At 36.3% G+C, this 15648-nt stretch carries 8 protein-coding genes; 2 read left to right on the top strand and 6 right to left on the bottom strand.

Features of this window, described 5'->3' with window-relative positions:
- Window positions 1–228: 228 nt before the first annotated feature.
- Window positions 229–1389: an aldose epimerase family protein gene (locus C8N37_RS10880; protein ID WP_108158911.1), complete on the bottom strand. Its 1161-nt coding sequence runs from the start codon at window positions 1387–1389 to the stop codon at window positions 229–231.
- Window positions 1390–1618: 229 nt separating this feature from the next.
- Between C8N37_RS10880 and C8N37_RS10875 the strand changes: the two genes are divergently transcribed.
- Together C8N37_RS10875 and C8N37_RS10870 are read left to right on the top strand one after the other, a co-directional pair.
- Complete coding sequence (locus tag C8N37_RS10875) at window positions 1619–4777, top strand: ligand-binding sensor domain-containing protein (protein WP_108158910.1); 3159 nt, start codon at window positions 1619–1621, stop codon at window positions 4775–4777.
- Window positions 4774–5550, top strand: a complete 777-nt coding sequence (locus tag C8N37_RS10870; RefSeq protein WP_108158909.1) for a response regulator transcription factor — start codon at window positions 4774–4776, stop codon at window positions 5548–5550. Before C8N37_RS10875 ends, C8N37_RS10870 begins: the two co-directional genes overlap by 4 nt.
- Before the next feature lie 94 nt (window positions 5551–5644).
- Here C8N37_RS10870 and C8N37_RS10865 read toward each other — a convergent pair whose 3' ends face one another.
- Genes C8N37_RS10865 through C8N37_RS10845 form a run of 5 tightly spaced genes read right to left on the bottom strand, consistent with a single transcriptional unit; the run spans window position 5645 to window position 15445 of the window.
- Complete coding sequence (locus C8N37_RS10865) at window positions 5645–7819, bottom strand: hypothetical protein (RefSeq protein WP_108158908.1); 2175 nt, start codon at window positions 7817–7819, stop codon at window positions 5645–5647.
- A gap of 33 nt (window positions 7820–7852) precedes the next feature.
- Window positions 7853–8668 (bottom strand): DUF3823 domain-containing protein, encoded by an 816-nt coding sequence (locus C8N37_RS10860; RefSeq protein WP_108158907.1) that lies wholly within the window; start codon window positions 8666–8668, stop codon window positions 7853–7855.
- An 18-nt stretch (window positions 8669–8686) separates the two neighbouring features.
- A complete protein-coding gene (locus C8N37_RS10855; RefSeq protein ID WP_108159077.1) occupies window positions 8687–10747 on the bottom strand; it encodes a RagB/SusD family nutrient uptake outer membrane protein in 2061 nt (686 codons plus the stop codon).
- 31 nt (window positions 10748–10778) lie between these two features.
- Entirely contained in the window at window positions 10779–13958 is a 3180-nt protein-coding gene (locus tag C8N37_RS10850; RefSeq protein ID WP_211322233.1) for a SusC/RagA family TonB-linked outer membrane protein, read from the bottom strand.
- Between the two features lie 14 nt (window positions 13959–13972).
- Window positions 13973–15445, bottom strand: coding sequence for a glycoside hydrolase family 76 protein (locus C8N37_RS10845; RefSeq protein WP_211322232.1), 1473 nt, complete (start codon window positions 15443–15445; stop codon window positions 13973–13975).
- Window positions 15446–15648: the final 203 nt, after the last annotated feature.

Here is a 15648-nt window from a genome sequence, read left to right as displayed (position 1 = left end):
TACAGGTATATGAAAAATAATAATGGACCTCTTATCAGGTTATTGTGTTTAATTACTGGTTATCCAAATTTAAGATTTAACAAGGCAATTTAGCTTGCTTATCTTCTCAATAATGTGCGTATTTGTATCATTTGGTTATATCAGGTAAAAAAATTTCCAATGAATACCTGAAAAAGCACTTTCCTTTATAGGAAAAGTGCTTGTTCTCTCGTAAAAAAATAGCGCTCATTAATAAACGGAAAATCGGTACAGCGATTTCGTCTTATAGATTTGACCAGGAATTAACACTGTTGAAGGAAAATTGGATTGATTTGGAGAATCTGGAAAATGTTGTGGCTCTAAACAAAATGCCGTTCTGAACGAGTCTTTTTTACCATTTTTTAACTGGACTTTTTCATTCATAAAATTGCCACTGTAAAATTGAATTCCTGGTTCTTCGGTCAAAATATCCATCACAATGCCGGACTGATCGCCCGTAACCTGAGCTGCTTTGTACCAGCCTCCTTCTTTTTGTTTATTTAAAACAAAATTATGATCATACCCCTTTCCATAAAACAGCTGACGATCATTAGCATTAATATCTCGACCAATCGCTTTTTTGACGGTAAAATCAAAAGGTGTTCCGATTACTTTCTCCAGTTTTCCAGTTGGGATCAACGTGCTATCAACGGGTGTAAATTCATCAGCAAATAATCTAATCTGATGGTTTAATATAGATCCACTACCTTCTCCATTTAAGTTAAAATAAGCATGATTGGTGAGGTTTATAACTGTTTTCTTATCCGATTGTGCCTGATAAGCAATTGTCAATTCATTTTCCTCATTTAGACCGTACGTTACTTCCATCGCTATATTTCCAGGAAATCCTTCCGATCGATCTGGTAAAGTATAGGCAAATGTGATCGATGAATCATTTTTAGATTTTACTGTCCAATTGGCAAAATGAACACCATTAAATCCGCCATGTAAAGTATTGGAACCATTGTTAACGGGTAATTGGTAAGATTGTCCATCCAATTGAAACGTTCCCTTTGCGATCCGATTTCCAAATGGACCGACGATTGTTCCAAAATACGGTTCAGCAGGGTTATTATAATCAGTAGCCTTTGCAAAACCTAAAACTACATCCCGTAAATTACCCTGTTTATCCGGTACCCAAAGCCCCACAATGCGTGCTCCAAAATTGGTCAAATAGGCATGTACCCCCCGTTTATTTTTCAATTCAAATAAATGCACCTCTTGATCATTTATTTTCCCTGCAAATGCGTTGCTATCCATATGCATGGTCATCGCAGGTTCATCCTTAGCCTTAGTGGCATTCTTTTGCTGACACCCTAGTACAACGAAAAGGATACTGACCATACCTATATACTTCATTTTTCTCTTCATATTTACTTTATTTTGACTGCTTGATTAAAGGTTTATAATTGGAACACTATTGATCAACTTAAGCGATTTAGTTAATCAATAAATGAAATAAATGAATATAAAAGTTATGATTTACTTTTATATTTTTTATCTTCATCTTTGCAAGTACTAAAATCCTAAATTTAGAAAATATTGATCATCGAAATCGTTTCATAATGTTGCTGTTTTGTATCAATTCCCAATTATAGACATGATAAAAATTAAACTGTTGCTTCTTTATTTCGCGTATCTTTTTTTTACTGCGAACACTTATGCTCAGCCTTATTATTTCAATCATTACCAAATAAATGAAGGATTGTCTAATAATGCGGTGATCTGCAGTATGCAAGATAGTTATGGATTTTTATGGTTTGGTACCAAAGATGGCTTAAATCGTTTTGATGGAAATAGCTTTAAACAGTTTACTTCATCACAACAGCATCCACATGGTCTTGGGAGCAATTCTATTATTTCTTTAAAAGAAGACGATCAAAAAAAAATGTGGATTGGTACAGATCAAGGAATTTATTCTTATGATCCAATTTATGAAAGATTTAAAATATTGGATGAGAAATTTCGAAGTACAGAAGTTCCTGTCATCACAACCGATCATAAGCATAGATTATGGTTTATTTCCAATGGAATGTTATATATGCATAACCTCGTGGACAAGAAAACAAAACAAATCACCCATTCAAATCTATACATTACCTCAGTATGTAGCACACGCGCGGGAAAATTATATTTTGGCACTCCGGAAGGCTTTATCTATGAAGTTGATGAACAGGAAAAGCCTCATATATTTCTAGACTTTACCGATACATTTGAAAAGAAAGATTGGTATAGCATTGAGAAAATTGTAGAAACAAAAACCGGAGAATTATTGATCGGAACTTCAAAAGCAGGTGTTTTTTTATATAATGGAAAGCAAAAAAATATCACGTCTATTCTCGGTCAAAAGCAATTGAAACAATTTTTGTATGTACGTGATATTATACAACCAAATGATCATGAATATTGGTTTGCAACCGAATCTGGGTTATTTATCTATCAAATAGCTACTCAAACATTCCTAAATTTAAGAAAGCAAAAACATAATCTATGGGGGATTTCTGATGATGCGATCTATAATATACTTCAAGACAAAGATAAAGGTATTTGGCTCGGTACTTATTTTGGTGGTCTCAATTATTATCATGCACATAATAGTATCATTGAGAAAATTTTACCAGGTGATCAACCTTCAAACTTGCAAGGATCTGTTGTAAGAGCAATAAAGAAAGACAAACAAGGAAATATTTGGATGGGTACTGAAAACGGAGGAATTTCAAAATGGAACCCTTCAACCCATACGATCCGAAATTTCACTAGTCAAAATAGCGCGTTGGCAAATAATAATATTCATGGACTACTACCGGTTAAAGATCAATTATTAGTTGGCGCTTTTGTAAATGGTCTCGATATATTTGATCTAAAACGATTACAGGTTACTCACCATTTAGATCGAAATAGTTATCGAAATTCTGAACTTGAAAGTAATTTTATATTTCATCTTTATCAAACAAAAAATGGCGATATTTTAGCCGCTTCGACACGAGGCCTCTACCGGTTTGACTTGGATACCAAGCAATTTTTCTTAATCAAAAATGTACCTGCTTATATTTTTTATACGTGTATATTGGAAGATTTTGAAGGTAATATATGGATTGGAACTTGGCGTGATGGTTTATTTTGCTATAACCCGAAGACCAAATACTTTAAACATTATACGCATCAAAGCAATGACCCCAAAGCACTACCGAACAATCGGATCAATAGTTTATTTGAAGATTCCAACAAGCAGCTTTGGATCGCTACAGAGGGTGGAGTGGCCAAGAAAGAAATCCATAACAATGGATTTAAATGCGTCAATATGCAAAATGGAATGCCCAGCAATGTTATCTTATCATTTTTGGAAGATCAACAAAATAACATCTGGGTTGCGACTTCAAAAGGATTGGTTCGATATAATCCCAAAAATCAAAAAATAAGAACTTATAATATGGAGTCTGGTTTACCAACGCTTCAATTCAATTACAATTCATCGTTCGATGATGAAAATGGAAACTTCTATTTTGGCTCCATCAATGGTTTGATTCGATTTAAACCGGAACGTCTCAATGCCATCAATTATTCCACAACAACTCCTATTTTTATTACAGATCTTACGGTCAACAATCGAGAGGTAAACCAAACAGATGATTCTACGATTCTGAAAAAATCTATTCTCTTTACTGAAAATATTCAGCTCAAACATGACGAATCTTCTTTTAGCCTCGATTTTGCAGCCTTACATTATCAAGCTCCACACTCTGTAAGCTACAGCTATAAAATGGAGGGAATAGATGAAAAATGGAATCACATCAAAGGGATTCCACGAGCATATTTTACCAAACTAGCGCCTGGGAAATATACTTTCATGGTCAAAGCAGAAGATCCCAATGGATTAGCGATTCCACAACTTAAAACTTTAAAAATAGAAATATTGCCACCCATCTGGGCAAGTATACCTGCATTTTTCATGTATGGGCTTATTATTATTGGACTGGTTGCTTTTATTATCCATCATTTTAATGAAAAAATAAAACAGCGCAATAGGCAACATATCTTGACCATACAAAATCTTAGGGATCATGAATTGTATCGATCTAAAATCAATTTTTATACCGATGTTGCCCATGAAATTCGAACACCCTTAACCCTGATCAAGGCACCATTGGAAAAATTAATGGATAAAGTGGATCGCAACCCTGCGATAGATAAACTGTTGCAGACTATGGAAAACAATACGAATAAGCTGATCGATCTGAGCAATCAATTATTGGATTTCAGAAAAGTAGAGGCTGAAGGATTTAAATTAAACTTTGACTCACAAAATGTCAGTCTCATCTTACAGGAGATCATCAATAACTTTTCTATCACCTTAATCGCCCAAAACCGTGTCCTTAATCAGGATATCGTGCCAAATATCATGGCTTTGATAGATCGGGATGCTTTCGAAAAAATTTGCTATAACTTATTAAACAATGCATTAAAATATGCTGATCAACAAATCGCAATTGATTTGAAAAGTGATCCATACAAAAAGGTATTTATACTGACAATCAAAAATGATGGTCCAATTATTCCTCCTTCGGATCAAGATCACATTTTTGAACCCTTTAATCGCGTAAAAAGAAATAAAAGTATTTCTGGAAGTGGATTGGGATTAGCCCTTACAAAATCACTCACCCTAAAACATCAAGGTTCTATAGTCTATCACACGGACGAATCTTGCCTCAACATATTTGTATTAACGATACCTTTAAATCAAAGCTTAACATCATCATGAAAAATGCAAAAGCCAATATCTTACTAATCGACGATCATCAAGAATTACTGGAATTTATTGCAGATGATCTCTGTGAAGAATATCAAGTTCAAACCAGCAACAATGGTATAGAAGCCTTGAAATTAATGGAATCTGAAAATTTTGATCTAATTATTAGCGATGTGATGATGCCAGAAATGGATGGATACGAATTGTGTCAACATATTAAAGAAAATATGGCGTACTCCCATATTCCTGTGATTTTACTGACTGCGAAAAACAGTATCGAGTCTAAGATACAAGGCTTGGAGTTTGGAGCAGATGCTTATATTGAAAAACCTTTTTCACCTGCCTTTTTAAGAGCTCAAATCGCTAGTCTTCTAAAAAACAGGCTTAAAGTAAAAGCTTTTTTCGTGAGTAATCCACTATCTCAGATACAGAGTATAGGTCAAAATCAAAGTGATCAAGAATTTTTACAGAAAGTAGATGACATTATTCAGCATCATTTGGAAGATCCGAAATTCAATGTTGACCGTATGGCCGATATCTTGTGCATGAGCAGACCAACACTCTATCGAAAAATTAATGTTGTTTCGAGCCTATCTCCTAATGAATTAATTAACCTGACCCGGCTGCGAAAAGCCGCAGAATTGCTAGCACAACGAAAATTCAAAATCTATGAAATCTCCAATTTACTGGGTTACAGCTCTGCCACTCATTTTTCACGTAACTTTCAAAAGCAATTTGGAGTAAGTCCATCTGAATTCTTAGATCAGCAAAAACTGCATTCTTAATACAAAATAGACCTCATGCGAAACGCATGAGGTCTTCGAAAAATAATCTTTTAGCTTTTAACCAAAGGCAACAGAGTACTCTATTAATTAAATACTACCATTTAATAGCTACAGCTACACCTTGAGGATCATTTTCAAATCCGAGCAAATATGTTTTCGTTTTTTGATCCCAATTCAATTCAGCAAATACTTCTTGCTGATTGACGAGGATGCTCTTGGGTTTTTGAGGTAATAATATACGTGAAATATGAGTGGTCTGAATAGGACTTTTAGCGATAAAAGAATAATGATGTGCATCTATCTTTTCATCATATATTCTACTAGCTGCTGCTAGCACCTGAGGCTTCTGCTTATCTTGGATACGATCTAGATTTAAAAAGAAGCATTGCTCTCCAACTTGTATATCCCGACTGGTATAAATGGGTAACTTAGGATCAAAAAGATCTATTAAATTTCCCTTTATCTGATAGGGTTTGGCATCGACACTTTCATCTAAAACTGCAACTAAATCATACACACCACGGGTGAGAAAAAAGTTATTCTTAAATTGTAATTTTCCACCTTTAGCTTTTGTTTCGTATAAATCTTTGACTACAGCTAGCAATTGCTGTGTATTATTTTGTTTTAATACGTAATCTTTTGGGTCTGTTCGTAAAATATGTACCGAACCTTGGCCATAGTTATATCTTCCCTCTTTTGCGACTCCCTCAATATTCATTTTTTCAAACAAATGATCTGCAGGACTTGAGTAATGATTTCCTTTTGTATTCCACCATTCTTGAACAGTCTGGAAAGGATCCAGATCAGTACCACTATATATCAGCACACCTCCCGATTTTACCCAATCGGCCAAATGTTGATGTGCTTCGGGGCTTAAAGGCTTCATATTAGCATAAGACATCAATAGAACCTTGGTGTCTGTTAAAGCTTCTTTGAAGCTTAAATTTTCGATATGAACCGTTTTTACAGGAACTCCCCTTTTTAGAAATGGCAGTGCAAGGCCATAAAAATTAGCTAACTGTGGATCGTCATATCCTGCATGTGTTGGAAAGCGCTGAAACATGAGCGAGTTTGCCAATAAAATACTGATCCCTGAAGAGCCAGAAACTTGGTTTTTAGATTTTGGCATCTGATTCAAGGTATTGATCATCACTTGCATCTGCGTAGCATAATCTTTTGGAATTTTAGCTTTGGTATCACTATTCATGCTGGTTTTATATAAACCTTCATAGATCCTTTCAGGCCAAGGCATGACTTCATAATCTGCAATATTCGGATATAACAATTGTGCCGTAAAAGTCGCTTGATAATTTTTCTTATAATCGACCCAATCTCTTGGCCAATCTTCTATGGGATCGGTCAAGAAAAACATCTTACGGCCAGTTGGTGCAGTCATGGACTCCATTGATCCATATTCTAAAAATGCCGTTTCGAAAACACGCTCCTTCACAACACCGTTAAAATAATTTGGTTCACGGGACGTTCCGGTCCAGACTTGTGCGATATAACCGTCAACCACGGGCAACGAAGCTAAACTTGCTTCAGGACTTACAATCATCCACTGCGAATAGTTAATTAAAGAATGTGTCGGCACATAACATTTAACATCCATTCCTTTTGATTTCCCATACGCTTTAGCATACGTAAATACTTCATTTAGGGCATTGAAATACAACCAATACTTCAATTTATTGGCGAGATAAGTATTTTCCGGAGACTCATGTTGTGGCCTCCACTCAAAACCATAATATTTTTTCCATTCATGTTTAAAAGATTCACTGTACCCCGCTCTAGCCCAAAATTCGGGTTCCTCCATAAAAATAGCGTCAATACCTGCATCAATAACGCGCTTGACATGCATTTCCTTAATATATTTTAGATAATTATCCGTTGGAACGATATAAGGTACCATATGTCCATGCCATATGGTATCTCCTTTTATGTCAACTTGGCCTTCATCAAGATGCATCTTACCATCCCACTTACCCGTAAAATAGTCCTGATATTCACCCCAAGCAATACCTGTCATAAAGTGCGTAATATATCCCTTGTTCTGCCAGGTTTTTACTCTTTCTTCAAAAGGAATTCTTTTGGATTTATCTGATGGATTTCCTCCTGTACCATAGATCATGACGGCATCTGCCCTATTATCAATCGTTGGACGCCACTCCCTTGAACTTTGAAAAGTAGTTTTTACGGGATCTTTAACTTGCGCAGTAACCAAAGCCGAAGCCGCTAACAAAGCTATTAATATGCTCGTTTTTTTCATATTGAATGCATTTAAGTATAATTAAATCCGTCCTTATTGCGGAATATCGACTCTTTTTGCTTCGTTATAATTCCATCTTCTTGTACCACTTCCTCTGGGTGTATCATAATTAATTCGAGAAGCTCCTCGTACAAACACGGTACGTCCAGCTGGGATTTCTCCTACTGACTCCAGTTTAATGACTTGTCCGAGTAATGGATCAAAATTACGTCCGCTATATTCGATCTTACTTGACCAACGCTCATCGCGAGCACGATAACCAACAGTAGAAGAATAACTCACAAAAAATTGAACATCCGTAATATTGAAAAAATCAGCACTATAGTTACCTAAAGGTTCGATCTTATCTTTAAAAAATTGCTCATTGATACCGCGTGTTACACGAATCTGAGCACTAATTTTCCCGTTACTGACAACAGGTTCTCCTACCCACTCGATCTTCAAGAATGGATGTACTTCCATCTTGACTTCGTGTGTACCATTCAACTCCATATTCTTACTATCATCCGATAAGATGGTATTATTCACATCCTTGCGAACCAAAGGGATAAATGGACCATCTACTGTTATATTATAATTACCTTTGAACAACTTGGTATGTTGAAAGGTACCATCAGGCATACAATAAAAATCTGGATTGTGTTCGACATTGTCACCCCAGCTTAGCTCGGTCAATCGAACGCGAATACCCTCACTGCCTTGATCGGTCAATACACTTTCTCCCGTTTGGGCATCAACAACTTCGCCTTTTAATGTCACTGCCGGAATCTCATAATTGTCTTCCTTAAAAAGATTGCATGAACTTAATAAAAGCAACATACTTACTATACTAAAAAATCTATTTTTCATTTTCTGTTATTTTTAATATTAGCGATTTGGCTGTTGATCAATGACAGCACTTTTTGCGACCTCTCCTCCAGGAATCTCAAAATAATAATCCAATGGGGTATAAGAAAATGTTTTGGTACTTACCCACTGAAACCTAGCATCAAAGAAATATTTACCTGATGCTGTTGAGAAAAAGGGATACAATCCTCTAAAACGGAAATTCTCATTATTACTATATTGATTTTTGTCTTTAGGTTCACCCCAAAAATCGTCTCTCCCTTCATAATGTAAAACTCTCCATCGACGTAAATCCCATTTCGCTTTATGTTCGAATGCTAACTCTTTACGTCGTTCTTTTCGCACGATGTTTCGTCCATTATTATTTCCGACAATAGAAGTCGTCAACAATTTTGCTCCTGCACGTTCGCGAATTTCATTTACCGCAGATGTTGCCACTTGCAAGAAATCACTTCCATCAGGTGCTGTTGCTCCAAGCATATTTAATTCTACCGCAGCCTCTGCTGCATTTAATAATATTTCAGCATAACGCATCAAAATAAAAGGCTGATCAGATTTTCCCTCACCAATTTCTTTAGACAAATTGGTATTTAACCATTTGCGTATATAAAATCCGGTAAGCGTAGCTTCACCATTATCATAAAATGGACCATTTGCCCCAGCCGCAGGCATGCGCTGTCCCTGATATTCAACAGTCTCTTGACCACCACCATCTCTTGGACTCAAATACAATGTTTTAGGATTTGCGGTATAGGCACTGAGTTGCTGATAACGGGTATCTGCAGTAGCATACGTATAATTATTAAATAATGGTTTTATTGGAAGCTGACCCGTGTAAATTCCTGCACGAACTTCTATCGACTTTCCTCTAAATATATCATCTGGAAAAATAACATAAGCTCTTAAACGTGGTTCTGCATTCTTAAACAAATCCATCGGTTTGTCATACAGCAAATAATCACCCTCAGCATTTGTATTTCCTGAAGTCACTTTTAAAGTACCATTCGGATATTTGTCAAAACCGTCGAAAAGCTCCAAAAAATCTACTGTAGGACAGGTTCCTGCTGATAATGGCGATCGAAATACAAACGGAGAACTGAAAGCATCAAAACTATGTGTAGTTGTCGGAAAAAGATATTCTTTGACATAAATATTTTCAGGACTACTCAGATCACTAAACATATCGACCATATTTTGATACTGTGCTTCTGCATCATTTGCTTGCCATTTTTTCTTATAGAGTGCATAACCTCCCTCTGCCATAACCGTTCGTGCTGCCTGATAAGCCTCTAAAAAATATTTTTGAGAAGCGGCTTTCCAGTTTGAAGGATCAAAACCAATAACACGCACTCCAGTTTTTTGTCCGAGTCCTGTTAATCTTCCAGATACAGTTTCATTATATTTCGCGACACTTCCAGCATATAGCATCGCTTCAGATTTAAAAGCCAAAGCCACATATTTGTTGGAATATCCAGATTTCAAGCTTTTAGGCAACATGAGCTGAATAGCTTCGTTATAATCTTTCAGAATTTGATTCCAAGTATCTTCTTCACTCGATCTTGCCACTTCAAGATCGGCAGATGAAGCAGGATATTGAATAACCTGAGTGACCAAAGGTATACCACCAAATCTGCGTGCCATAGCATAAAAAGCAGTTGCTCGTACATAATAAGCTTCACCCAAATAATGATTATAGATTTCTTGTGAAAATTTATCTTTATAATTAGGCAAAGTCTCAATCAGATGGTTGGCATCGCGTATCAATTCAAAAGCCCTACCCCAGTACGGTGTTCTTTCTCCCGTAAAAGATCGGGTGATTCCATCCCTATTGACAGCCTCTCCAGTACCTTCAATACCATTAGAAGCTAACCAGCCATTAAATTCAATACCCCATTCGGCCATATATTTAAAATCTTCGAAAGGCATTAAACTATACATTCTAGCCATGTAGATATCCATCCCAGCGGGAGTAGTCAATAGATCCTCATCAGTAACAATATTTTTTGGTGTAATGTCCAAATCGGTACAACCAGCAAGACCTAACGATCCAAAAAGAGATAATATGATCAATATTTTTTTCATGTGATTTAAATTTTTATACATCATTAACCGATTAAAATGTAAGGGATAGACCTAAAGAATATGTTTTATTGAGCGGGTACATCCGACCTAAATCATCATCTGGATGCTCTGGATCAACAAACTTAACACCCGTGATCGTAAACAGGTTATAAGCATTAGCAAATAGACGTAAGCGCATATTGGAAGATGGTCTTAAATTGGAAATGGTATAGCCCAATTCAATACTTTTCAAACGCAAATAAGCCGTACTCACACGATTGAATGATGAGTTTGATTTTGGATATCTACCGGTGTAACCGTAGTAACCCTTTGCCCATTCAATACTTGGATCATAAGGATCTGCTGTTGGATCTATGGGGTGCCAACGATCCACGTATTGCTCCAGAGTTCCGCCGCCATTTGTTCCCCAGATCGAATACAAAGGCTCTTTATATTCCATTGATCCTAATGCAGATCCTTGCAACAATACATTTAAATCAAAATTCTTATAGGCTGTTTCCACATTTAAACTATAATTTAACCAAGGAGTTTGATCCAAAGCAAATGGATGTTCATCCAAGCCACTAATTTCACCATCCCCATTCCAATCTAAATACTTATAATCACCAGGCAATAGGTCACGTTCTTTATAAATCGGATAATTGCGGATATCATCCCAATTCTCATAGCGTCCAGCACCTTCATATCCAAATTGAAATCCTTGATAACGTTGATTTAAGTTATCATTTCTCCAACGATCATATGAATTTTTATAGGGCCCATTTTGCACAGCGGTCAAATACTTATTTCGAGTAATGGTTGCTATGGCACGAAGGTTATAAGAAAAATCATTAATTTTATTACGGTGTTTTAACTCGAGTTCTAATCCGAAATGACGATCACTATTCACATTTTCTAAAGGTGCTGTGGTTCCAATTACAGTCGGAAATTCACTGTTACGACGCTGGAATAAACCAGAACGTACCCGATCGAAATAATCTAATGTAAAGCCGAACAAGCCATTCCAACCTTCGAAATCTATACCAACATTAAACGATTTAGCTTTATACCATGTAATAAGCTCATTGGCAATAGCTTTACGATTTACTCCTGTAATAAATTTATCTCCAAATAAGTAACCTGGTGCATATTGATTGTTATAACCATTCTCGGCATTTCCACTTGTCGCAGGATAGATATAACCAGGAATCCAACCAAAATCCCAAGAGCTTGACAAATCATCTCCAAGCACACCATAACTTGCTCTTACTTTCAATTGATTGACAAATGATAGTGCTTTAATAGATTTAAAAAATGGTTCTTCTGATATTCGCCAAGCAGCAGATGCTGATGGGAAAAATCCCCATTGATGCCCTTTTGCAAATCGCGATGAGCCATCATATCGAAATTGAAATTCTGCAATATAACGACCTCCAAAATCATAATTAACTCTTCCAATTAAGGCCGATTTTGCCTCATCATAATAGTCGGTCAATCCGCCATACATCGATGTCATCTGGCCATCTTCCACTCCTGCTAATAATTGATCTGAACCGAATGCTAAATTCTTAACACCATAAAAATTGTCTCCATTATTCTTTTGCGTTTCCCAACCTACTAATCCCGCAATTTTATGCTTTTCCGAAAAGGTACGGTCATAATTCACGATAAATTGCGTTAATAGTTGCTGTTTATCAAAAAACTCTCTTTTCATCTGATTAGGACTACTGAGGTTATATAATTTTTGATTGTAGGTATTTGTAGCCGCATTATAGGCATATTGGTAATATTCTTTTCTAAAGATCGCATTGTTATCCACGCGATAATCATAACCAATTAATGCTTTAGCTGAGAATCCGGTAAGAGCTTGCGATAAATTACTGAAGTCATAATGTAATGCTGCAGAGGATTGAAATGTCTTCTTTTTATATTTACGATATCCAGATATATCGGAGTCGATCATCGCCAATGTATTTTGTTCCAAATCAAGCCCCTCATAATTCAATCTAGTATTCTCAGGATCTGCATAAGCTGGAAATAAAACACCCTGTTTCCAATAATTCCGAATAATATCGACAGAACTTGTGTATGGATTATTCTGTTGATCGGCCATACCACTTAGATTTAATTCTAACTTCAGTCCTTTAGCTAATTCTGCGCTGATATTGGCCCGTAAATTATACTTATCATAGTTGAGATCACCCGATTTAAAAAAGCCTTCTTGGTAGGAATAGCCCCCTCCAATATAATACTGTATTTTACTGCTTCCTCCAGAAAAATTAATATCATGTTGTGTCTGTGGTGAAAATTTGGAGAAGATCAATGAAGTCCAGTCTGTAGCACGACGGGTTCCATTTCTAAAGTCTTCAAAATCTTTTTCTGTATAAATTAAACTTCCCCCATTGATGTTGTTCATCGACTTTTCGTTATAGATCTTCATGGCATCAAATGCATTTGCTAAAAAAGGCATTCCAGAAGGCTTTTGGAAGGTAAATGAACCGTTATAACCGATAGATACTTTCCCTTCTTTTCCCTTTTTTGTCGTGACTAAAACGACACCATTTGCCGACCTTACACCATAGATTGCTGCAGATCCATCTTTCAAAACCGAGACTTCTTCAATATCACTAGGATTTAGACGCTGAAAATCTTCGGAAGTACGGGGAACTCCATCAATAATCACCAAAGGCGCTCCCATACCACGGATATCAAAATTGGCTTTAAATGCACCTGGTTCAGCACTTTTTTGCCAAACACGCACTCCAGCAATACGACCAGCAAGCATATTTTGTGGGTTTTCATTTTTAGTCTGTCTCATTTCAGACCCTTTTACACCAGCAACAGCTCCGGTTAACGTCATCTTTTTCTGTGTCCCGTAACCGACGACCACAACTGTTTCCAATTCAGTTTCATCGGTCATCAAGATGACATTAATCGTCTTTCTTGCCCCAAGAACTTCTTCTTTGGACTCATAACCAATGAACTTAAATAATAGAGATGCTCCATCAGTAACCTGTATGGAATAACTGCCGTCCTCATTGGTTGCTGTTTCTGTTTTTACAGTTGCTCCTTGTACACTAACCAGAACACCAGCTAGTGGTTGATTGCTGCTATTCAGCACCTTTCCTGTGATAGTTGCTTGCTGTGCCCAACCTGTTATAGGAACACAAAGTGTGAGCAATAGTAGTAAAAACCATATAGCCCCCCAATTTTTAAATGTTTTTATCATCATCGTCTTATTTAGGTTTATTTCGATTTGTCAAATTCGTATTGCGATAAAATAGCATATTGCGCAGCATAGGTAAACATGAACATACCTTCCAAATTATTTTTATTTTTATCTGGATCCCAACCCGTTAATAAATCTGTTGGTAAAAACCCATCCTTCAAGAAGTGGTCATAACCATAATCCAGATTCTTTTGAAAAGACTCCATGTAACTTCCCGCTTTTTTATCATAGGTATAAATATTAAAGAATCCTCGGAGTAGGATACCGTTGAACCAATTATTGAATCCCGAGGATTCGTAAGTATAATATGCTGGAATCTGTTTTCCTAGTTTGGCAAAATACGGGAAACTAGCATGAGATAATGATTGACCATCTTCCCTGTATTTTTTTGATTTTGTTACGCGATATAGATCTGCAGCTCCAGAAATCATCGTTCCGCTGTTATAGGAAAATGAGGGACCTACAGCAGTTTTCAAGAATGTATTTGCTCGGTATCTCGTTCCATGGACAGTTTCATATGCGATAGTACAATCTGGGGAGCAATCTCCCATCATATCTGTATAGACACCTTGATTGTTTAAAAGATAGCGTTTTTGCCAATCGTAGACTTTTTGTGCAAAACTTAAATAATAATCACCTTTATTGACCATTTTGGAACGGCGTGATTTTTTATCTTTTTTATCGACATAGCGATGCTCGATCTGATCAGATTTATGCTTATAAATTTCATGTAGCCATACTAAAGGGCTAACCATGGGACCATTGCTGCAAGCATGCTTGGTCACATAACCGGGTCCCCAAGGAATACCACCATGCTCTTTATTTTTATCATCTAGCGTACTATCCCAGCCATCAAGTACATATGCCGTCAAATACTCAGCCTTCTCTAAAAAGATCTGATCATTCGTGAGATGATAGGCATCTAATAATTCACGGACAAGCCACATTTGGTCATCATAAACATTCAATATACCGCCAACATTCGCTTTACCTTTTTCCCGAACACGGTCTACCGCGTAAACAGCCCACTCTTTTTCTTGTGTAAATGAAGTCAGCGTAAAAGTGCCTAGATAATAATCAGCATTATTAAATAGTTTCTTTAACAAATCGACATAACGATTATAATGTTGATCATACAAAATTGTATTACCGTTTTCCTTTTGGAGCTTAAGACTTGTCAAGACAGCATTGACAGCTTCGATAGATGCCGTATACATCCAAACACTACCTCTTTCTGTAGAATGCTCTTTCGTGTCCGGATTGTAAAATCTAGCCATGGTCATCTCATCACCTGAAAAATAGGTGAAAACAGATTTGTCAACAAGTTGAATCGAACGTAATAAATTTTGAGTTTGTAAATCTGGCACATTCTCACCATTTCTGCCCATTGGAATCGCGGCATGAGTAGGCATTAAAAAACAAAACTGTACAAACAGTAACAGTGGCATAGCATGAATAAAAATGCTTTGCAGCTTTCTTAAAAATTTCATAAGAAGTATTTGGTTTATAATTAGTCAGAATTGTGCCCATGATGAGGGCATTAAATTCTGGAACAAGATAAGTGGAGTCGATTAATTTTAGGGTTAAAAAGGGGTTAATACATAAAAATAAAACAATAACCCCACCGTATTTTAGTGCTATAGACTATTGAAAACATCAAAAAATCAGCAAATATGTAACAAAGCTTTTATTT

The organism is Sphingobacterium faecium (assembly GCF_003054045.1).
GTDB classification, from domain to species: domain Bacteria; phylum Bacteroidota; class Bacteroidia; order Sphingobacteriales; family Sphingobacteriaceae; genus Sphingobacterium; species Sphingobacterium faecium.
The sequence above is the reverse complement of the archived record's forward strand: the minus strand, read 5'-3'. Positions and strand labels throughout refer to the sequence as shown.